Annotated in this window: 20 protein-coding genes; 15 read left to right on the forward strand and 5 right to left on the reverse strand. The window is 62.5% G+C overall.

The window, feature by feature from the left end; all coding sequences use genetic code 11:
* Positions 1-33: 33 nt before the first annotated feature.
* The 5 genes from WA904_RS15960 to WA904_RS15980 all read right to left on the reverse strand — a co-directional run bounded on the left by WA904_RS15960 (position 34) and on the right by WA904_RS15980 (position 5,496).
* Positions 34-1,560, reverse strand: coding sequence for a UxaA family hydrolase (locus tag WA904_RS15960; protein WP_425198106.1), 1,527 nt, complete (start codon positions 1,558-1,560; stop codon positions 34-36).
* A gap of 114 nt (positions 1,561-1,674) precedes the next feature.
* On the reverse strand, positions 1,675-3,069 hold the full coding sequence (locus WA904_RS15965) for a TRAP transporter large permease (protein WP_425198107.1): 1,395 nt from the start codon (positions 3,067-3,069) through the stop codon (positions 1,675-1,677).
* A gap of 8 nt (positions 3,070-3,077) precedes the next feature.
* Entirely contained in the window at positions 3,078-3,647 is a 570-nt protein-coding gene (locus WA904_RS15970; protein ID WP_425198108.1) for a TRAP transporter small permease, read from the reverse strand.
* Between the two features lie 86 nt (positions 3,648-3,733).
* Entirely contained in the window at positions 3,734-4,720 is a 987-nt protein-coding gene (locus tag WA904_RS15975) for a sialic acid TRAP transporter substrate-binding protein SiaP (protein WP_425198109.1), read from the reverse strand.
* Between the two features lie 53 nt (positions 4,721-4,773).
* A complete protein-coding gene (locus WA904_RS15980; protein WP_425198110.1) occupies positions 4,774-5,496 on the reverse strand; it encodes a FadR/GntR family transcriptional regulator in 723 nt (240 codons plus the stop codon).
* A gap of 123 nt (positions 5,497-5,619) precedes the next feature.
* Here WA904_RS15980 and WA904_RS15985 point away from each other — a divergent pair, with 123 nt between their 5' ends.
* The 15 genes from WA904_RS15985 to WA904_RS16055 all read left to right on the forward strand — a co-directional run bounded on the left by WA904_RS15985 (position 5,620) and on the right by WA904_RS16055 (position 21,338).
* Positions 5,620-6,738, forward strand: a complete 1,119-nt coding sequence (locus tag WA904_RS15985) for a mandelate racemase/muconate lactonizing enzyme family protein (protein ID WP_425198111.1) — start codon at positions 5,620-5,622, stop codon at positions 6,736-6,738.
* A 24-nt stretch (positions 6,739-6,762) separates the two neighbouring features.
* Positions 6,763-7,506 carry an SDR family oxidoreductase gene (locus WA904_RS15990; protein ID WP_425198112.1) on the forward strand — a complete coding sequence of 248 codons (744 nt, stop codon included), beginning with the start codon at positions 6,763-6,765 and terminating at the stop codon, positions 7,504-7,506.
* Complete coding sequence (locus WA904_RS15995; protein WP_425198113.1) at positions 7,503-8,249, forward strand: SDR family NAD(P)-dependent oxidoreductase; 747 nt, start codon at positions 7,503-7,505, stop codon at positions 8,247-8,249. The genes WA904_RS15990 and WA904_RS15995 overlap by 4 nt, the downstream gene beginning before the upstream one ends.
* Positions 8,250-8,303: 54 nt before the next feature.
* Positions 8,304-9,152 (forward strand): fumarylacetoacetate hydrolase family protein, encoded by an 849-nt coding sequence (locus tag WA904_RS16000; protein ID WP_425198114.1) that lies wholly within the window; start codon positions 8,304-8,306, stop codon positions 9,150-9,152.
* A gap of 146 nt (positions 9,153-9,298) precedes the next feature.
* Complete coding sequence (locus WA904_RS16005) at positions 9,299-10,066, forward strand: TetR/AcrR family transcriptional regulator (RefSeq protein ID WP_425198115.1); 768 nt, start codon at positions 9,299-9,301, stop codon at positions 10,064-10,066.
* 21 nt (positions 10,067-10,087) lie between these two features.
* Positions 10,088-11,884: an acyl-CoA dehydrogenase C-terminal domain-containing protein gene (locus WA904_RS16010; RefSeq protein ID WP_425198116.1), complete on the forward strand. Its 1,797-nt coding sequence runs from the start codon at positions 10,088-10,090 to the stop codon at positions 11,882-11,884.
* A gap of 38 nt (positions 11,885-11,922) precedes the next feature.
* Positions 11,923-12,357 (forward strand): DUF2147 domain-containing protein, encoded by a 435-nt coding sequence (locus tag WA904_RS16015; protein ID WP_425198117.1) that lies wholly within the window; start codon positions 11,923-11,925, stop codon positions 12,355-12,357.
* A 24-nt stretch (positions 12,358-12,381) separates the two neighbouring features.
* A complete protein-coding gene (locus tag WA904_RS16020; RefSeq protein WP_425198118.1) occupies positions 12,382-13,254 on the forward strand; it encodes an alpha/beta hydrolase in 873 nt (290 codons plus the stop codon).
* 2 nt (positions 13,255-13,256) lie between these two features.
* The gene (locus WA904_RS16025; RefSeq protein ID WP_425198119.1) at positions 13,257-15,680 is read left to right on the forward strand and encodes a 3-hydroxyacyl-CoA dehydrogenase/enoyl-CoA hydratase family protein; all 2,424 of its coding nucleotides are present in this window, start codon (positions 13,257-13,259) and stop codon (positions 15,678-15,680) included.
* Positions 15,681-15,840: 160 nt separating this feature from the next.
* A complete protein-coding gene (locus WA904_RS16030; RefSeq protein ID WP_425198120.1) occupies positions 15,841-16,347 on the forward strand; it encodes a DUF4442 domain-containing protein in 507 nt (168 codons plus the stop codon).
* 21 nt (positions 16,348-16,368) lie between these two features.
* Positions 16,369-17,568: an acetyl-CoA C-acyltransferase gene (locus WA904_RS16035; protein WP_425198121.1), complete on the forward strand. Its 1,200-nt coding sequence runs from the start codon at positions 16,369-16,371 to the stop codon at positions 17,566-17,568.
* 183 nt (positions 17,569-17,751) lie between these two features.
* Positions 17,752-18,648 (forward strand): alpha/beta fold hydrolase, encoded by an 897-nt coding sequence (locus WA904_RS16040; protein ID WP_425198122.1) that lies wholly within the window; start codon positions 17,752-17,754, stop codon positions 18,646-18,648.
* A 27-nt stretch (positions 18,649-18,675) separates the two neighbouring features.
* A complete protein-coding gene (locus WA904_RS16045; protein ID WP_425198123.1) occupies positions 18,676-19,488 on the forward strand; it encodes an acyl-CoA thioesterase in 813 nt (270 codons plus the stop codon).
* 55 nt (positions 19,489-19,543) lie between these two features.
* Positions 19,544-20,320: an enoyl-CoA hydratase gene (locus WA904_RS16050; RefSeq protein WP_425198124.1), complete on the forward strand. Its 777-nt coding sequence runs from the start codon at positions 19,544-19,546 to the stop codon at positions 20,318-20,320.
* Positions 20,321-20,498: 178 nt separating this feature from the next.
* A complete protein-coding gene (locus WA904_RS16055) occupies positions 20,499-21,338 on the forward strand; it encodes an SDR family oxidoreductase (protein ID WP_425198125.1) in 840 nt (279 codons plus the stop codon).
* Positions 21,339-21,387 lie beyond the last annotated feature (49 nt).

A 21,387-nucleotide genomic window follows, 5' to 3' on the forward strand; every position in this document is an offset into this window, starting at 1 on the left:
GGGATCCGTCCCGCCATGACGGGTTTGGCCCAGCTACATCACCGCGCCCACTTGCCAAGGCACAAACTCGTTTTGCCCGTAACCATGTTTCTCGCTTTTGCTCTGCGCACCCGAGGCGGTGGCCAGCACCATTTCAAAAATCCGCTGGCCCATTTCCTGGACAGACACACCGCCGTCGATGATCTCGCCGCAGTTGATGTCCATGTCTTCCTCCTGGCGCTGCCATAAGGCCGAGTTGGTGGCGAGCTTGAGCGAAGGCGAGGGTGCGCAGCCGTAGGCCGAGCCGCGGCCGGTGGTGAAGCAAATCAGGTTGGCACCACCCGCGACCTGGCCGGTGGCACTGACCGGGTCGTAGCCCGGCGTGTCCATGTAAACAAAGCCGTGTGCAGCGACCGGCTCGGCATATTCGTAGACGGCTTCCAGGTTCGAAGTGCCACCCTTGGCAACGGCGCCCAGTGACTTTTCGAGAATCGTGGTCAGGCCGCCGGCCTTGTTGCCCGGTGACGGATTGTTGTTCATTTCGCCTTCGTTGATCTCGGTGTAATGCTCCCACCACTTGATGCGCGAGATCAGTTTTTCAGCGATGTCAGGCCGTACGGCACGCCGCGTCAGCAGATGCTCGGCGCCATAGATTTCAGGGGTTTCGCTAAGGATGGCGGTGCCGCCGTGTGCCACCAGCAGGTCCACCGCCGCGCCCAGCGCCGGGTTGGCGCTGATGCCCGAATAACCGTCCGAGCCGCCGCATTGCAGGCCGATGGTGATGTGGGCCGCGCTGCAGGGTTCGCGTTTAACCTCGTTGGCCTGGGGCAGCATCTCCTTGATCATCGCAATGCCCTTGGCCACAGTCTTGGCTGTGCCGCCAGTGTCCTGAATGCTGAAAACACGCAGCGTTTCACCCTCGCGCAGGCTGCCATGGGCCAGCCAGGCGTTGATCTGATTGGACTCGCAACCCAGGCCCACCACCAGCACGCCGGCAAAGTTGGGGTGGGTGGCATAGCCCGTCAGGGTGCGCTGCAAAATCTGCAGGCCCAGGCCTTCGGAATCCATGCCGCAGCCCGTGCCGTGCGTGAGCGCCACCACGCCGTCCACATTGGGGAAGTCTTTCAATGCCGAGGGATTGTTCTGCCTTGAAAAATGATCGGCAATGGCGCGTGCTGCGGTGGCCGAGCAGTTCACGCTGGAGAGAATGCCGATGTAGTTGCGCGTGGCCACGCGGCCGTCAGCGCGCTTGATGCCCATGAAGGTGGCTTCCAGCCGCACCGGCTCGGGTTTGACGTCGGCACCAAAAGCGTAGTCGCGCGCAAAGTCGCCTTTGTCGGGGCCCATGTCGAGATTGTGCGTGTGTACGTGCTCGCCGGGCGCGATGGCCTTGCTGGCAAAACCGATGATCTGGTTGTAGCGGCGCACCGGCTCGCCGGCCGCTATGGCGCGCGTGGCCACTTTGTGGCCGGCCGGGATCAGCCCGCGAACCGGCACGCCTTCGACAACCGTGCCGCCCACCAATTGCTGGCGGGCGATCAGCACGTCATCGGCGGGGTGAAGGCGAATGAATGGAGTCATGGTTTAGCTCTCTATGTTTTCATCAGCGGCCACCACGGAACCGGCTTTGCCGGGCCGCTGGTGGCGTCCCCTCGAGGGGGAGACGCCGAAGGCGTTTCGGGGGTGGGGTCATTTTTAGTAAAACATTTTCGGCAGCCACAGCACCAGCTTGGGAAAGTAAGTGATGACCACCAGGGAGCCCAGCAGCGGTACCAGCCAGGGCAGGATGGCAATCGTGGTGCGCTCGACCGAGAGTTTGGCCACCCGTGCCAATACAAACAACACCATGCCCATGGGTGGGTGCAGGAGACCGATCATCAGGTTCAGTACCATCACCAGGCCGAAGTGCACCGGGTCTATGCCCAGTTGCTGGACGATGGGCATCAGGATAGGCACCAGGATGGTGATCGCGGCGGTGGGCTCCAGGAAGCAGCCGACGAACAGCATCAGCAGGTTGGCCAGCAGCAGGAAGACCCAGGCCTCCTGGGTGAAGCTCAGGACCCACTGCGAGATCGCGGCGGTGACGCCAGTGGCCGTGAGCATCCAGCCAAAGATGCTGGCCGCTGCCACGATGAACATCACCGTGGCCGTGGTCTCCACCGTATCCAGGCAGACCTTGATGAACATCTTCCAATTGAGCGTGCGGTACCAGGCCAGGCCCAGCACCATGGCCCAGATGCACGCGGCGATCGCGCCCTCGGTAGGCGTGAAGATGCCCGTGGTCATGCCGCCGATCAGCAGCACCGGGGTCATGATGGGCAGCACCGCTTGGAAGTTGAAGAACTTGTCGGCGGCGAACAGCACCACCAAGCCGGCGAACACCGTGATTTGCGCCGGGAAACCGAACTTGGCGATCAGCACCCACAGCACCAGCGGCCAACCGACCACTACCAGGGTTTCGGCCAGGGCCTTGATCACGCGGGGCCATTCGAACTTGGTGTCCGCGCCCCAGTTGTTCTTGTGGGCGAAGTAGGCCACCGTGAGCATCATCAGGCCGGCCATCAGCACGCCCGGCAGTATGCCGGCCAGGAACAGTGCGCCAACGCTCACGTTGGCCATCATCCCGTAGATCACGAAAGGCAGCGAAGGCGGGATGATGGGGCCTAGCGTCGCCGAGGCTGCCGTCACTCCCACAGCGAACTCCTTGCTGTAGCCATGGTCGGTCATGGCCTTGATCTCGATCGTGCCCAAGCCGGCCGCATCGGCAATCGCCGTGCCGCTCATGCCGGCGAACACCACCGAGCCGACCACGTTGACGTGGCCCAGGCCGCCTTTGAGCCAGCCCACCAGGGCCAGGGCGTAGTTGTAGATGCGGTTGGTGATGCCGGCGTTGTTCATCAGGTTGCCGGCCAGGATGAAGAAGGGCACGGCCAGCAGCGGGAAGCTGTCGATGCCGCTGACCATGCGGTGGATCACCACAAAGGCCGGCAGGTTGCCTGTCCACCAGATGTAGATCAGGGACGAACCGGCCATGGCGATCGCCACCGGGATGCCACCGCTCATGAGAAGGAGAAAAATGATTTTTAGCATGGGTCTTCTTATTTGTCGTCCATGGACGATTCGGGGCGCTCCAGCACCGTGAAGCCGCGCTTGCGGTGGAACAGGGCAACCTGTACCGAGCGGAAGGCCATGGCGGCGAAGCCCAGCATGCAGATGCCGTAAACCCAGTTCATCGGCAGGTCGACCATGGTCATGCGCGAATTGCTGCCCAGCTTGATCATCATCATCACCGTGAGGACGGCTGCTGTGGCAAAGAAGCCCACGCGAAGCACGTCCACCACGGTGGCCATGGCGCGTGCCACCGGCTTGGGCATGAACTTGTAGAAGAAATCCACCTGGATGTGGTTGTTCTTGACCACCCCGATGGTGGCACCGGTGAACACCACCGCGATCAGCAGGTAGCGGGCGATCTCCTCGGTCCAGGCGGCCGAATCGTTCATCACGTAGCGGGTGAAGAACTGGTAGAAGACCGTCACGCCCAGGATCCAGAAAAAGCCCAGGGCGACCCAGGCTTCGAGATTGGTGCCGGATAGATCAACCGCTTCGTCCTGCGCGTGGAACTCCCCGTCCGCCCCCATCACGGGGGCCATGTCGTCAATGGTTTCCATCTTTTGGTTCCGATCGTCCTGAACTTGTCGAAGTGCCGGGCTGCCGGTGTGTCGGCAGGCCCGGCCCGAGGGGTGACTTCGGTTACTTACTTGATGGCGATGATGCGGTCCCAGTCTTTCTTGTCGAGCTTCATGGATTCAAAGGTGATCGCCTTGAGAACGCGCTGCTGGAAATCGGCGCGGTCAACTGTCACCACGTTGTTGCCCTTTTTCTTGAACTCTTCCACCAGTTCGCCTTCACGCTTGCGGATGTCGTTGGTGGCGTTCACCGCGGCTTCCTGCGTCACGTCCGACAGGATCTTCTGTTCGGTCGGTGTCAGCTTGCCCATCAGGCTGGGCGCGACCACCGTGAGCAACGCGTCGGAGATGTGGCCGGTCAGGATGATGTTCTTCTGCACTTCGTAAAACTTCTTGGCCTCGATGGTCGGCAGCGGATTTTCCTGCGCGTCGACGGTGCCGTTCTGCAACGCCAGGTAGACCTCGGCGAAGGCGATTGGCGTCGGGTTGGCGCCGCAGGCGCGAGGCAGGGCGGTGTAGGCAGGCGAATCGGGCACGCGCATCTTGATGCCCTTCATCTCGTCGCAGTTCTTGAACAGCTTGTTGCTGGTGGCGTGGCGCGCGCCGTAGTAGGTCAGGGCCGTCACAGTGTTGCCGGTGGCTTTCTTGTAGCCCTCGGTCAGCTCCTTGAAGATGTCGCTCTTGCCATAGGCGATCACGTGGTCGGCGTCGCGGAAAGTGAACGGGTAGTAGCTGACCGCCAGGCGCGGGTAGGAGTTGGATGCAAAGGATGCACCCGTGAGGATGATGTCCACCGTGCCAAGTTGCAGGCCCTGGTTGATCTCGCTCTCCTTGCCCAGGCTGGAAGCCGGGAAAACCTGGATCTCATATTTGCCGTTGGTGCGCTTCTTGAACTCGTCAGCTGCCCAGACCGACCACTTGTGGTACGGCTCCGACGTTTCATACACGTGTGCCCATTTGAGCTTGGTCTGCGCCTGGGCCAGGCCCAGGCTGCCCAGGCCACTCGCCAGGATGGCGCAGCAGGCAATGGTTTTGATCGTCAATCGTTTTGTCATGTTGTCTCCTCGGTTGAAAGAAAGGGAAGCAGGAATGGAAACGCTGGCGGAAATCAACTCGTCGTCTTAGCGCGGCGCCAGCTCGCACTGAATCGGGCATGGGACTTGTCCATGTGGGCATGCATCGCTGCACGGGCGGCGCCGCCGTCGTGCGCGCAGATCGCGGCAAAAATCGCTTCGTGCTCTGAAATCGCCGACTGCCAGGACTTCATGGTTTCGAAATAACCCCCCAGCCGCGTGAACAGCGGGCCGCGGCGCGAATCCCAGAAAGTCTGGACGGTCTCGATCAGCACCACGTTGCCGCAGGACTCGACAATGGCGGTGTGAAAGGCGCGGTCGCCTTCCAGCGGCAGCACGCCCCGGTTGGCATCGCTGATCATGGCGTCGATCGCGGCGCGCATGGCGTCCGTGTCCTTGCGTTTGGCCTGCTCTGCGGCCATGGAGGCAATTTCACCTTCCACCACGCGGCGTGCGCGGATCAGCTCCAGCGGACCCCATTCAGCGGGGGTCAGTTGCGGGCCCTTGTGTCGCTCTGTTCGCTTGGAGCGGTCCAGCACATAAACACCGGAACCGGTGCGCACTTCCACCCAGCCTTCGACTTCCATGGCAATCAGCGCCTCGCGCACCGAAGGGCGGCTCACGCCCAGTTGATTGGCCAGGTCGCGTTCGGCCGGCAGGCGTGTGCCCGGGGCAAACTCCCCCTTGCTGATCAGCGAGCGCAATTGCTCGGCGATCTGGCGGTACAGGCGTTGCGGTTCGACGGTTTGCAGCGGCATGAGAAAGGTGGGCGGGGTATTAAGGGTTAGCCAGAATTGGACAAGTGGTCAGACCAATTGATAATCCCATGATTCCAGCCAGCCGGGCATCCGGCTAAACCCTAGACCCTCGGCATCCACTGCATGAAGCTCCCGATCACCATCGAATCCATTCGTCTGCGGCAGGTCAACCTGCCGCCCAAGGTGGTGCGCACGGACGCCATCCAGTCCTTTGTGACGCAGGAGACCCTGCTGCTGACCCTGCGCTGCAGCGACGGCTTGGAAGGCACCGGTTATGCCTACACCATAGGTACCGGCGGTTCCTCGGTCATGGCCCTGCTGCATGACCACCTGGCGCCGCGTTTGCTGGGCCGCAACCCGCTGCATGTCGAGGCGATCTGGAAAGACCTGTTTTTTCACACCCACGCCACGGCTGTCGGCGCCATCACAAGCCTGGCGATGGCCTGCGTGGACACCGCGCTGTGGGACTGGCGCGCGCGTAGCCAGGACCTGCCCCTGTGGCAATTGCTGGGCGGCGCGCAGTCACGTGTGCCGGTGTACACCACCGAGGGCGGCTGGCTGCATCTCAGCACCGACGAGCTGGTGACTCAGACGCTGGCAGCCAGGGCGCAGGGTTTCCGGGGTGCGAAGATCAAGGTCGGGCGGCCGCATGTCAGTGAAGACGTGGCGCGCCTGTCGGCCGTACGGGAAGCCGTTGGGCCAGGTTTTGACATCATGACCGACGCTAACCAGGGCTTCAACCGGCCCGAGGTGCTGCGCCGTGCCGCGGCCTTTGCCGGGCTGGACCTGGCGTGGCTCGAAGAGCCCCTGCCTGCCGAAGATGTGGCGGGCCATCGCCAACTGCGCGCGCAGACCGCCATTCCCGTGGCGGTGGGTGAGTCCATGTACCACCTGAGCCAGTTCCGCGAGTACCTGGAGCAGGGCGCATGCAGCATCGTCCAGCCCGACGTGGCGCGCATTGGCGGCATCACGCCCTGGATCAAGGTTGCTCACCTGGCGGAGGGTTTTGGTGTGCCGGTGTGTCCGCATTTCCTGATGGAGCTGCATGTCAGCCTGTGCGCGGGTGTGCCCAACGCGGCCTGGGTCGAATACATTCCGCAGCTCGACGACATCACCACCAGCCGCATCCGCGTCGAAGGTGGTTACGCCTATCCACCCGACACACCAGGCCTGGGCATCGCCTGGGATTGGCCCGTCATTGACAAGCGGCAACTCGCCGACCTGACCCTCCGGAAAAAGTAAACAAACCAAGCAAAAAGGAAACACATGAGACTCCAGGGAAAAACCGCACTGATCACCGCTGCCGGGCAGGGCATAGGCAAGGCCAGCGCGCTGGCCATGGCAGCAGAAGGCGCGCAGGTCTGGGCCACCGACGTGAATGCGAAGCTGCTCGAGGCTTATTCGGGCATGTCCAACATCCACGTGATGAAGCTCGATGTGCTCGACAAGGCGGCCATTCATAAACTGGTGGCCAGCATGCCGGCGCTGGATGTGCTTTTCAATTGCGCGGGCTTCGTGCACGCAGGCACCGTGCTGCAGGCGACTGATGAAGAGTGGGAGTTCGCCTTCAACCTCAACGTGCGCTCCCAGTTCTGGACCATCCAGGCGGCCCTGCCGCGCATGCTTGCCAACAACGGCGGCAAGGGCGGCGGCAGCATCATCAACATGGCCAGCGTCGTCAGCATCAAGGGGCTGCCGAACCGCTTTGTGTATGGCTCCTCCAAGGCGGCCGTGATCGGCCTGACCAAGAGTGTGGCGGCCGACTATGTGATGCAGGGCGTGCGCTGCAATTGCATCTGCCCCGGCACCGTGGATACTCCCTCGCTGCAGGACCGCATCAATGTGTTCGAGGACCCGGCGGAAGCGCGCAGGAATTTCATTGCACGCCAGCCCATGGGGCGACTGGCACAGGCGCATGAAATCGCGCCGGTGGTGACTTTCCTGGCCAGTGACGAGTCGGCCTTTGTCACCGGCCAGAACTACAACGTTGATGGCGGCATGACTATATGAACCAGCTCGATTTCGGCGGCCGCCATGCGGTGGTCACCGGCGGGGCGACCGGTTTGGGGTTTGCCATTGCCCAGCGTCTGATCGCGTCCGGCGGGAGCGTCACCCTGTGGGACCGCGACGAAGCGGCCGCCGGCAAGGCGGCTGCTGCGCTGGGTGCGCGGGCCTGGGCGGTGGCGGTGGATGTGTCGCAGCATGCCTCGGTTTGCGCCGCGGTTCAGGCGACGCTTGGACACGCGCCCAGGGTCGATGCGCTGGTCAACAGCGCGGGTGTCACCGGGCCCAACGTCAAGCTCTGGGACTATCCGGTGGACGACTGGCGCCAGGTGATGGACGTCAACCTCAACGGCTTGTTCATGTGCTGCCGCGAATGGGTGCCGCACCTGCGCGCCAACAACTACGGCCGCATCGTCAACATCGCCTCGGTGGCCGGCAAGGAGGGCAATCCGAATGCCAGTGCCTACAGTGCCAGCAAGGCCGCCGTGATTGCGTTGACCAAGTCGCTGGGCAAGGAACTCGCTGATACCGGGGTGCGCGTCAACTGCGTGACGCCGACCGCCGTGAAAACCGCCATCTTTGACCAGATGACGCCCGAACACATCGCCTTCATGCTGTCGAAAATCCCCATGAGCCGCTTCGGCACGCCTGAAGAGGTGGCCGCGATGGTGGGCTGGCTGTGTACTGAAGAGTGCTCCTTCTCGACCGGTGCGGTGTTTGACTTGTCGGGTGGGCGCTCCACTTACTGAGCGCCATCTCTTGCACCTCTTCATTTGTTCTTGTGTAACTAAAAAGGAAAAACCATGAAACTCGTTCGTTATGGCAACCCGGGCAAGGAAAAACCCGGTCTCATTGATGCGGATGGCAAGCTGCGCGACCTCAGCGGCGTGGTCACCGACATTGGCCCCGACCAGCTCGGCGATGCTGCGCTGGCCAAGCTGCGCAGGCTGAAAACTGCCACCTTGCCGCTGGTCAAGGGCAAGCCGCGTTTCGGCAGCCCGGTCGCCGGTGTGGGTAAGTTCATCGCCATCGGCCTGAACTACGCCGACCACGCCGCCGAGTCGGGGTTGCCAATTCCTCCCGAGCCGGTGGTGTTCATGAAGGCCACCAGCTGCATCCAGGGTCCCAATGACCCGGTCATGCTGCCCAAGGGCTCGGTCAAGAGTGACTGGGAAGTCGAACTCGGCGTGGTGATCGGTACCCGTGCACGTTATGTGTCGCAAAAAGATGCGCTTGATTTTGTCGCCGGCTACTGCACCATCAACGACGTCAGCGAACGCGAGTTCCAGATCGAGCGCGGCGGCACCTGGGACAAGGGCAAGGGTTGCGACACTTTCGGCCCGCTCGGCCCCTGGCTGGTGACACGCGACGACGTGCCCAACCCGCAGAAGCTCGCCATGTGGCTGGACCTCAACGGCAAGCGCATGCAGACGGGCAGCACGAAGACCATGATTTTCAGCGTCGCCAAAATCGTCAGCTACGTCAGCCAGTTCATGACCCTGCTGCCTGGTGATGTGATCACCACCGGCACGCCGCCCGGTGTCGGCCTGGGCATGAAACCGCCGCTGTACCTGAAAAAAGGCGACGTGATGACTCTGGGTATTGAAGGCCTTGGCGAGCAGCGCCAGGTGGTGGTGCCTTTCAAGCTTTGAACCCGGGCTGAAACGTCTCAAAGCCAGTCCCAAGGGTTTACCCGGGGTTGGCTTAGAAAAACTTCTCTAGAAAATCCCCATGATTGCGTGGGGGCATGGAAATACTGCAAAATAGAACGACCGTTCGTTTTATTTGTCTGGATGCCATGTCCGTCACTGAATTGCCTGTCAAACCTGCCCGTGCCGCCCGCTCTGTTTCGGGGCTGCCGGTGGCCGGCGCTGCCAAAAGCCAGCAAAAAGGCCAGCAGACCAAGGCTGCCATCATTGATGCGGCGCTGGGCCTGGCCACGCAGATCGGTCTTGAGGGCCTGAGCATAGGCGCCCTGGCCGAAGTCATGCGCATGAGCAAGTCCGGCGTGTTTGCCCACTTCGGTTCGCGTGAAGAACTCCAGATTTCCGTCATCCGCGAGTATTTTGCGCGTTTTGAGGAAGAGGTTTTCTACCCCGCCCTGAAAGAGCCCAAAGGCCTGCCGCGTGTGCAGGCCCTGTTCGGCAACTGGATGAAACGTGTGGCGGTGGAACTGCAGTCGGGCTGCATTTTCATCAGCGGCGCCGTTGAGTTCGACGACCGGCCCGGCCCGGTGCGCGATGCGCTGGCCACCTCCGTGCAAACCTGGCTGGCCGCCATGTACCGCGCCGTGGTGCTGGCCAAGGAGGCCGGCCACCTGCATGCGGATGCCGACGAGCGCCAGATCGCCTTCGAAATCCACGGCCTGATCCTGGCACTGCACTACGAGGCACGCTTCCTCAAGACGCCGGGCTCGATAGACCGCACCTTGCGTGCTTTCCAGAGCATCCTGGCGCGTTACGGCAACGACGCCGCCCTGGCGCTGTCGCCACCCATCACTTCCGCATCGCTCACCGGCGGCGCAGCCCGGCCGGTGCCTGATTCCTCCTCCTCTTCTTCTGTTTAATCCCCTTCAAAGGACTTCCCCATGCCTCAATACAACCCGCCACTGCGCGACATGCAATTCGTCATGCACGAAGTGCTCAAGGTGACCGACGAGTTCAAGGCCTTGCCCAAACACGCCGAGGTGGATGCCGAGACGATCAATGCCGTGCTTGAGGAAGCCGGCAAGTTTGCGGCCGAGGTGACCTTCCCGCTGAACATCAGCGGCGATACGGAAGGCTGCAAGCTCGACAAAACCACGCATGAGGTGACCCCGCCCAAAGGCTTCAAGGAAGCCTACGCCAAGTATGTCGAAGGCGGCTGGGCGGCACTCTCGTGCGATCCGGCGTACGGCGGCCAGGGCCTGCCCTTCGTGCTGAACCAGTGCCTGTACGAGATGCTGAACTCGGCCAACCAGGCCTGGACCATGTACCCCGGCCTGTCGCACGGCGCCTATGAAGCGCTGCACGCGCACGGCACCGACGAGCAGAAGAAGACCTACCTGCCCAAGCTGGTTAGCGGCGAGTGGACTGGCACCATGTGCCTGACCGAACCGCATTGCGGCACCGACCTGGGCCTGCTGCGCAGCAAGGCCGAGCCGCAGACCGATGGCAGCTACAGGATCACCGGCAACAAGATTTTCATCAGCGCCGGTGAACACGACATGGCCGCCAACATCGTGCACCTGGTGCTGGCCCGCCTGCCGGACGCGCCCCAGGGCAGCAAGGGCATCAGCCTGTTTGTCGTGCCCAAGTTCAACGTCAAGCCCGACGGTTCGCTGGGCGAGCGCAACGGCATCTTCTGCTCCGGCCTGGAACACAAGATGGGCATCCACGGCAATGCCACGGCGCAGATCGTCATGGAAAACGCCAACGGCAGCCTGGTCGGTCAGCCCAACAAGGGCCTGGCCGCGATGTTCGTGATGATGAACGCCGCGCGCCTGGGCGTGGGCAACCAGTCGCTGGGCCTGACCGAAGTGGCGTTCCAGAATGCGCTGGCTTATGCCAAGGACCGCATCCAGATGCGCAGCCTCTCGGGCGTGAAGGCCAAAGACAAACCGGCCGACCCGATCATCGTGCACCCCGACGTGCGCAAGATGCTCCTGACCGCTAAAGCCTATGCCGAAGGCGGCCGCGCGCTGGCGATCTACTGCACGATGCTGCTCGACAAGGAAATCCACCACCCTGACGAGAAGGTGCGCAAGGACTCGGCCGAAATCGTTGCCCTGCTGACGCCCATCGTGAAAGCCTTCTTGACCGACAACGGCCACATCGCCACCAACGCCTGCATGCAGGTCTTTGGCGGCCATGGCTTCATCAAGGAATGGGGCATGGAGCAGTTTGTGCGCGACAACCGCATCAACATGATTTACGAAGGCACCAACACCGTGCAGTCGCTGGACCTGCTGGGCCGCAAGGTGCTGGGCAACAACGGCGCGACGCTCAAGAAGTTCGGCAAGATCATTGCTGCGCTGATCGCCGAGGAAGGCGTCAACGAGAAAATGGCCGAGTTCATCAACCCGCTGGCCTACCTGGCCGACCAGATGACCAAGTTCACGACCGAACTCGGTTTCAAGGGTTTCCAGAACCCGGACGAAGTCGGTGCCGCTGCCGTGGACTATTTGCGCGTGGCCGGCCACCTGGTGTTCGGTTATTTCTGGGCCCGCATGGCGCAGGTCGCCCTGCGCGAAGTGGCTGCCGGCAACACCGACCCCTTCTACCAGGCCAAGCTGCAGACGGCGCGTTTCTACTTTGCCAAGCTGTTCCCCGAGACCGCAACGCTGATGCGCACCGCGCGCAGCGGCAGCAAGGTGCTGATGGACACCGACGCCGCACTCGCCTGATGGCCCGATCTTTCAAGCTTTTTGGCACAGGAGCCCTTATGTACCGTGCATCACTAGCTATCATTTTGGGAGTATTGTCCTTGCCTGCGCTGGCCCAGCTGACACCAGTGGGTCTGTGGCGCAACATCGACGACAAGACGGGTGAGGCAAAAGCCGAAATCCGGATTGTCGAGAACGGCGGCGTCCTCAGCGGCAAGATCGACAAGCGCCTCGGGAAGGACGTCAAGCCCGACGACACCTGCGACAAATGCAGCGATGACCGCAAGGACCAGCCCATCCAGGGCCTGGAGATCATCCGCGGCGCCAAAAAGGCGGAAGGCAAGGACGTGTGGGAGGGCGGCAAGATTCTTGACCCTGAAAACGGCCGCAACTACACCTTGCGCCTGACACCCATTGAGGGTGGCAAAAAGCTGGAAGTGCGCGGCTCCTTCGGGCCCTTCGGGCGGACCCAGACCTGGGTGCGTGTGCCATGAACCCGGCCCAGGCGGTGGTTAACCATGGGTGAGGCCATTTCCAGGACCCTGCGTATCGGCCAGGGCAGCGGCCCGGCCGAGCGCCGCTGGTATGGGCACCACCTGCTCAAGAAGCCGTTTTTCGGCCGCTTCATGAAACCCTGGCGCTGGCCAGCGGACGTACCGCAGGAAGGCTGGGAGCGGGTGCGGGTTGCCAGCCGCAGCGCGAGCCGGCTGGAAGCCATCGTGGCGCGCACGTCGCTTGCCGCGCATGGCGTGGTGGTGTGTGCCCATCCCATGGGCCTGGCCTGCAAGGGCTTCTGGCTGCGCCACGGGCATGCGCAAAAGCTGCTGGACGCGGGCTTCCATGTGGTGGCGTTCGACTTCAACGGCTTCGGCGAAAGCCCTTCGACCAACTTTGATTTTCCGGGCGATGTGTTGTCCGTGGGCCAGTGGGCGCGCGGTGCCTTCCCCGGCCTGCCGGTGCATGCGCTGACGGCTTCCTTTGGCGCGATCAATACGCTCAGTGCCATCGCCGAGGCGGATTTCCCCTTCGACAAGGTCGTGGCCGAGGGTTGCCCGCCCACGCTGCCCGATTTCTGGAAAGCCTACCCCCTGGCCCATGCGGTGCTCACCCTGGGCCGGCGTATCAATCCCGAGAGTGAACTGCACCTGCGGCCGGTTCATCACCTCGCCAGCATGCGCGATGTGGACGTGCTGCTCATCCACAGCCGGGCCGACCGCTGGACGCCGGTGCATTTCGGCGACGCACTGCAACAGGCGGCTTCGCGGCCGGAGCGCATCCAGCGCCTGGTCCTTGAACACGCCGACCACACGCATGGCATGCGCGACGAACCACAACGCTACTGGAGCGCCGTGTTCGAATTTTTCAACCAGACAACCCCAACCAGGTCTTAACCATGTCACGTTTCCAAGTCAAAAAAGTTGCGGTGCTCGGCGCCGGCGTGATGGGTGCGCAAATCGCCGCCCATCTGGTCAACCTCAAGGTGCCTGTCGTCCTGTTCGACTTGCCTGCCAAGGAAGGTCCGAAGAACGGTATCGTCATCAAGGCCGTTGAAGGCCTGAAAAAACTTAAACCCGCACCGCTCGGCGTGCCGGAAGACGCGGCGCTGATCCAGCAGGCCAACTACGAAGAACACATGGATGTTCTGAAAGAGTGCGACCTCATCATCGAGGCGATCGCCGAACGCATGGACTGGAAGACCGACCTGTACCACAAGATTGCACCCTTCATCGGCGAAGGCGCCATCGTCGCCAGCAACACCTCGGGCCTGTCGATCACCAAGCTCAGCGAAGCGCTGCCCGAATCCATCAAGCCGCGCTTTTGCGGCATCCACTTTTTCAATCCCCCGCGTTACATGACCCTGGTCGAGCTGATCAATACGCCGACCACCGAACCCAAAGTACTGGACGACCTGGAAGCTTTTGTGACCAGCGGACTGGGCAAGGGCGTGATCCGCGCACATGACACGCCCAACTTCATTGCCAACCGCGTCGGCATTGCCGGCATGCTGGCCACCATCAAGGAAGCCGAGAACTTTGGCCTCACGTATGACGTGGTCGACGACCTGACCGGCAAGAAGCTGGGCCGTGCCAGCTCCGGCACTTTCCGCACCGCCGACGTGGTGGGCCTGGACACCATGGCCCACGTCATCAAGACATTGCAGGACAACCTCGGCCCCGTCGGCAGTGGAAAAGTGGAAGATCCGTTCTCCGATATTTACGGCACGCCGGCTGTGCTCACAAAACTGCTGGAATCCAAGAGCCTAGGCCAGAAAACAGGCGCCGGTTTTTACAAAAAAGTGGGCCGCGACATCCTGCGCCTGGACCCGGAAAGCATGGAGTACGTTGCTGGCGGCGCGAAGGCCAATGAAGTGGTGGGCCGCATGCTCAAAAAACCGGCCGGCGAACGGCTGAAGCTGCTGCGCGAAGCCGAAGGCGCCGAGCCTCGTTTCCTGTGGGCCATCCTGCGCGACCAGTTCCATTACGCCGCCGTGCACTTGGCCAGCATTGCCGAAACCGCGCGCGACATCGACTTTGCGATGCGCTGGGGCTTCGGCGCCAAGCAGGGCCCGTTCGAGCTCTGGCAGGAAGCCGGCTGGCTGCAGGTGGCCAACTGGATCAAGGAAGATATTGACGCCGGCCGCGCGCTGAGCAAGGCCCCCCTGCCTGACTGGGTTTTCAAGGGGTCGGTGGTCGCCGCCGGTGGTGTGCACACGGCCGAAGGCTCATGGAGTGCTTCCGCCAACAAATTCATTGCACGCCGCGAGCTGCCTGTCTACGAGCGCCAGTTCTTCCCGGAGAACGTGCTGGGCTCCAACGCCCCCGCGTTCCAGACGGCAGGCACCACGCTGCACGAAGACGACGCCATCCGGCTCTGGACGCTGGACGGTGAGCAGGGCGATGTTGTCATCGCCAGCATCAAGACCAAGATGCATGCCATCAGCCCCGATGTGGTGGAAGGCCTGGCCATGGGTGTGGACTTGGCGGAGAAAGGCTACAAGGGCCTGGTGATTTGGTCGAACGACGAGATGTTCTCGGCCGGCGCCGACCTGCAGGCCATGCTGCCTGCCTTCATGATGGCCGGTGTTTCGGCCGTGGAAGGCGCCGAGGCCGAGATGCAGAACGTCATGCTCAAGCTGCGTTATGCGTCGGTGCCCGTGGTTTCGGCCGTTCGCGGCCTGGCACTGGGCGGTGGCTGCGAGATGGCGGCGTATTCGGCCAAACGCGTGGCTGCAATGGAGAGTTACATCGGCCTGGTCGAAGTCGGTGTCGGTCTGGTGCCCGGTGCCGGCGGCCTGACCTATATTGCACGCCGCGCGGCCGAGAATGCCGCCGCGTCCACCAACAAGGACATCCTGCCTTTCCTGACCGAGGGTTTCACCGCCGCGGCCATGGCCAAGGTTGGAACCAGCGCCATCGAAAGCCGCAAGATCGGTTACCTGCTCGACAGCGATGTGATCGTGCCGAACAAGGACGAACTCCTGTACGTGGCGTTGAACGAGGCGCGTGCCCTGTTCAATTCCGGCTACCGCGCGCCGCACAAACGGCCTTTCCCGGTGGCGGGCCGTAGCGGTCTGGCCACCATCAAGGGCCAGCTCGTCAACATGCGTGACGGCGGTTTCATCAGCGCGCATGACTTCCACATCGCCAGCCTGATCGCCAACGTGGTTTGCGGCGGCGATGTCGATGCCGGTTCGCTGGTGACGGAAGAGTACTTGATGACGCTGGAACGCAAGGCCTTCTGTTCACTGCTCGAACATCCCAAGACCCAGGAGCGGATCATGGGCATGATGAGCACCGGCAAACCTGTGCGCAACTGATCAAGCTACTGCGGAATCGCCATGCGTCGTTGCAGCCCAAGACCAATCCTCACGTACAGAAGTACGCTCCGGTTGCTCTCGGGCACCCGCGCCTAGCCTGACGATCCCTCGCTACGCTTGCTCAGCCGCGCACTTCTCTCCTATTCAACCAATGAAGGCCATGACCACTCATTCTCCCAACCGCCTCGAACGCCAACTAGACCGGCTCTCTGACCTGCCGGCCTTTGCGCGCACCTGGTTCCGGGGTGTGGTGATGCACCGCGCCGTGCCTTTCACCGGAACGGCCGGGCTGGACTTTCTGCAGATGACGACGGGCAGGGTGGAGATCGGCATCAAGAATGAAAAGAAGGTCCAGAACCACATAGGCGGCATACACGCCTCGGCCATGAACCTGCTGGCGGAAACCGCGACTGGCATGGTGGTGGGCATGAATGTGCGTGATGACTGCACGCCGGTGGCCAAGGAGCTGAAGATGGCGTTCAGGAAACGCGCGACCGGATCGCTCCGGGCCGTGGCCACCTTGAGCGACGAGCAGCGCGCCGCCATGCAGGCCAGCGACAAGGGTGAGGTGACCGTGGCGGTCACCGTGACCGACGAGGCCGGCGTGAACCCGGTCGAATGTGAATTTGTGTGGGCCTGGATTCCGTCCGGTCCGCGAAAAAGTTAAAGAATCAAAGGAACTGACATCATGGCCAAACAAGTCCAGGAAGCCTACATCGTTGCCGCCACGCGCACGCCCATCGGGCGCTCGCACCGGGGCTTTTTCCGCAACACCCGCCCCGACGAACTGCTGGTGCGCGCGTTGCAGGCCGCGCTGGCGCAAGTACCCACGCTGGACGCGAAAGCCATCGAGGACATCATCTGCGGCTGCGCGATTCCCGAGGGTCCGCAAGGCCTGAACATTGCGCGCATTGGCGCTGTGCTGGCCGGCTTGCCGACCAGCGTGGGCGGCATCACCGTGAACCGGTTTTGCGCGTCCGGCCTCTCCGCCATCCAGATGGCGGCCGACCGCATCCGTGTCGGTGAAGCAGATGTGATGATTGCCGCCGGCACCGAAAGCATGAGCATGGTGCCGATGTCGGGTAACTCGCCTTCGCTGTCGCCCGCCATGTTTGCCAATGACGAGAACATCGGCATTGCCTACGGCATGGGCCTGACCGCAGAAAAAGTGGCGCAGCAGTGGAAGGTCTCGCGCGATGCGCAGGACCAGTTTGCGCTCGAATCGCACCAGAAAGCCATCAAGGCGCAACAGGCCGGCGAGTTCACGGCCGAGATCACGCCGGTGGAAGTCACCGACCGCTCGCCCGATCTGGAGAGCGGCGAAGTGATTGCCAAAACACGGACGGTCAGCCTGGATGAAGGCCCGCGCCCCGACACCTCGCTGGAAGGCCTGGCCAAGCTCAAAACCGTGTTTGCCGCGCGTGGCTCGGTCACGGCCGGCAACAGCTCGCAGACGTCAGACGGTGCCGGCGCACTGATCCTGGCCAGCGAAAAAGCGGTCAGGGAGCATGGCCTGAAGCCACTCGCGCGTTTTGTCAGCTATGCGGCCAAGGGCGTGCCGCCGCACATCATGGGCATAGGCCCGATCGAGGCGATCCCTGCCGCGCTGCGTTATGCGGGCCTGCAGCAGGACGACATCGACTGGTACGAACTCAACGAAGCCTTTGCCGCACAGTCGCTGGCGGTCATCAACACGCTGGGTTTGAATGCCGCGAAAGTGAACCCGATGGGTGGCGCGATTGCGCTGGGCCATCCGCTGGGCGCCACCGGCGCGATTCGCGCTGCGACGGTGATCCATGCGCTGCACCGGCATCAGCTGAAGTACGGCATGGTGACGATGTGTGTGGGGATGGGGCAGGGCGCCGCCGGCATCTTCGAACGCGTGTAGTAGCGGGGCTACTGCGCGGGCGATCTGCGGCGTTGGTCCGGTGCTCCCCATCCTCACGTACCTGAAGTACGTTCCGGTGGGTCCGCTCCGTCCGCCTTGCATCTCATCCCGCTCGCTACGCCCTAGGGCCGCAGGTATCTCAACCAGCGAAGACTGGCGCGCAACTTATTTTTGGAGACAGACATGCAAAAGCAGACTCTCGATTCGGGTTCTTCGCCACTTTCGCTACGTGTCTACGACGCGGCCACGCCGGCGCGAGCCAGTGTGGTCATTGGTGGGGCGATGGGTGTGCGCCAGGACTACTACGCGCCGTTTGCCGAGTGGCTCTCTGGCCAGGGCTTTCGCGTCACGACGTTTGACTACCGCGGTTCGGGCGAGTCTTTGCCGGGTACGCGGGACGGCAGCCTGCGCGGCTTCAAGGCCGATCTTTTTGACTGGGCGAGCGACTATGAGGCGGTTGTCGATACCGCGAAGGCGGCTTTGCCGGATGCGCCGCTGTACCTGCTGGGCCACAGCCTGGGTGCGCAATTGCCGGGTTTTCTGAAAAACCAGGGCAAGGTGGACGGGCTGGTCAGCATCGCCGCCGGCAGCGGCTACTGGCGCGACAACGCGCCGCAGCTCCGGCGCATGATCCTGTATTTCTGGTACGTGCTGGTGCCGCTGGCCACGCGCCTGTGTGGCTATTTCCCAGGGCGCAAGTTGAAGAAGGTCGGCGACCTGCCGGCAGGCGTGATGCTGCAGTGGCGCAAGTGGTGCCTGGATCCGCTCTACAGCGTGGGTGCCGAGGGCGAGGGCGCGCGCCTGGCTTATGCGCAGGCGACGTTTCCGGTGCTGGCGCTGTCCATCACCGACGATGAGCTAATGACCTGGCGCGGCACGCAAAACCTGATCAACCTGTACACCGGTACCCAGCGCAGCTTTGAACGTATCGCCCCGGCCGATGTCGGCGTCAAACGCATTGGTCACTTTGGTTTTTTCCGTGAACAGTTCAGCCACAACCTCTGGCCGCGCACGGTTCAGGTTCTTGAAGGCATGCGGCCAGTTCCACTGAAAGCCAGCGTCGCCGGCACGACTGTCTGATCTGCCTGGCAACGGCATACTTTGGCCATGAGCAGTCTCCATCCCTTTGACGCTGCGGTAGCCTTGCAGGCGCAGGCCGACGGCAGCTTTCTCGGCCACACCAGTGCTGCCTACGCCAACATGGTCGGGCCGTTCGGTGGTGTCACCGCCGCCCAGGCGCTGAACGCCGTGCTGCAGCATCCGCAGCGCCTGGGCGATCCGATCTCGCTCACCGTCAACTTTGCTGCGGCACTGGCCGACGGCCCGTTCACGGTGACGGCGCGGCCCGCGCGTACCAACCGATCCACCCAGCACTGGGTGATCGAGACGAAGCAGCAGGGCGAGACGGTGTTGACCGGTACCGCTTTTTTTGGTTTGCGGCGCGACACCTGGGGCGCCGACGAGCAGGCCATGCCCGAAGTTCCGACTCCCGCCGAAGTTTCTCGCGCCGGCGGCCCGACGCGGGTGGAATGGGTCAAGCGTTATGAAATGCGTTTTGCCGAAGGTGCGATTCCCACCGAGTGGCATGGTGCCGATCAGGGGGCGAGCCGCAGCCGCCTGTGGCTGCGCGATGACCCGCCGCGGCCGCTGGACTTCGCCTCGCTCACGGCCATGTCGGATGTGTTCTTCCCACGCGTCTGGCGCCGCCGGCCGGTGCTGGTGCCGATCGGCACCGTGTCGATGACGGTGTACTACCATGCCGATGCAGGCCTGTTGCAATCAACAGGCAATGGCTACCTGCTGGGGCAGACCCAGGCCCAGGCTTTTCGCAACGGCTATTTCGACCAGACGGCGCAGTTGTGGAACGAAGCAAAAGAACTGCTCGTGACCTCACACCAGGTTGTCTACTTTAAGGAATGAATGTGGCCTTCGCCAACATCAACACAACGTCAACAACAACACTTCAGGAATTTCCATGAGCGAGCCTTTCAAAGACATCCTGTCCCACACCGAAGCCGGCGTGATGACCATCACCCTGAACCGTGTGGACAAGAAAAACTCCCTCACCGCGGCCATGTATGCCGCGATGGCAGATGCGCTGGAAGTCGCCCAGGCGGACGCGGCCGTGCGCGTCGTGGTGATCCAGGGCCACGAAACCATCTTCAGTGCGGGTAACGACATAGGCGACTTCCTGAACAAGCCGCCGGCCGGGATGGATTCCCCCGTGTTTCGTTTCCTGCGCGGCATCGCGGCCTTTCCCAAGCCCTTGCTGGCTTCTGTGTGCGGCCCGGCGGTAGGCGTGGGCACGACCATGCTGTTTCACTGTGACCTGGTTTACGCAGGCGACAACGCTGCTTTCTCCATGCCTTTTGTCAACCTCGGCCTGTGCCCGGAAGCGGCTTCCAGCCTGCTGGTGCCGCAGATGCTGGGGTACCACCGGGCAGCAGAAGCGCTGCTGCTCGGTGAACCATTCATGGCAGAGGCTGCGCTGGAGGTCGGCCTTGCCAACCGCGTGGTGCCTCCCATGGAGGCCAATGGCGTGGCCCAGTCCGTGGCACGAAAGCTGGCCGCCAAGCCGATAAGCTCGCTGGTGGAAACCAAGCGATTGATGAAAAAAGGCCAGCAGCAGACGGTGCTGCGACAAATGGACGAAGAAGGTGCCAGCTTTGGCCGCATGTTGGGCGAGCCCGCTGCCCGCGAGGCTTTTGGGGCGTTTATGCAAAAGCGACGGCCCGACTTCAGCAAGGTCTGAAGTCGGCGTCCGAAGGACGGGACCGCGTAGCGGGCCGGAAGCTTTCGGTAAAAACGCAAACCGGACTTCAGCAAGGTCTGAAAACCTGCTTCCCCCCGGGTATTGAGAGAAAAAATGCGCTTTCCCCTGATCGGGCGGGCGCAAGCAGCTATTGATTTTGTAGCGTAAAGGAGTCGTCATGAGTTCAGTTCCCGGTCTCAAAGGCAAAACACTGTTCATCACCGGTGCGTCGCGTGGCATTGGCCTGGCCATTGCCACACGTGCCGCGGTCGATGGCGCCAACATCGTGATCCTGGCCAAAACCACCGACCCCAACCCCAAGTTGCCCGGCACGATTTACAGCGCTGCCGAAGCGGTGAAAGCTGCGGGTGGCCAGGCCTTGCCGCTGGCCGTGGACATCCGGGAAGAAGATGCTGTGGCGGCTGCAGTAGCCAAAGCGGTGGAGACTTTCGGCGGCATCGATATCCTGGTCAACAACGCCAGCGCCATCAGCCTGACCGACACCGAACACACGCCGATGAAGCGTTACGACCTGATGAACGGCATCAATGCGCGGGGCACCTACCTGTGTACCCAGGCCTGCCTGGCGGAGCTGAAAAAATCCGCGCAGGCCGGGCGCAAGCCGCAGGTGCTGACCATGTCACCGCCGCTGAGCATGAAGCAGCACTGGTTCGAGAACCACACGGCCTACAGCATGGCCAAGTACGGCATGAGCATGTGCACCCTTGGCCATGCAGGCGAATTCAAAAAATACGGCATCGCCGTCAACAGCCTGTGGCCGCGCACGGCCATTGCCACGGCCGCGCTGCAGATGATTCCCGGCGTGGACCTGAAGCTGTGCCGCAAGCCGGAAATCCTGTCCGACGCGGCCTACCTGATCCTCACCAGTGCGGTTCCGGCCACTGGCAACTTCTACATCGACGATGAATTGCTGGCTGCGTACGGTGTGACCGACCTGGAGAAGTATTCGGTGACACCCGGAACCAGAAAATTCATTCCCGACTTTTTCGTGGATTAGTCCGTCATCGGGTGTTCGGCAGACAATGAAGCCTGTTGGATAAGGGGTT

This window comes from Polaromonas sp., assembly GCF_049790275.1.
Taxonomy (GTDB): domain Bacteria; phylum Pseudomonadota; class Gammaproteobacteria; order Burkholderiales; family Burkholderiaceae_C; genus Polaromonas.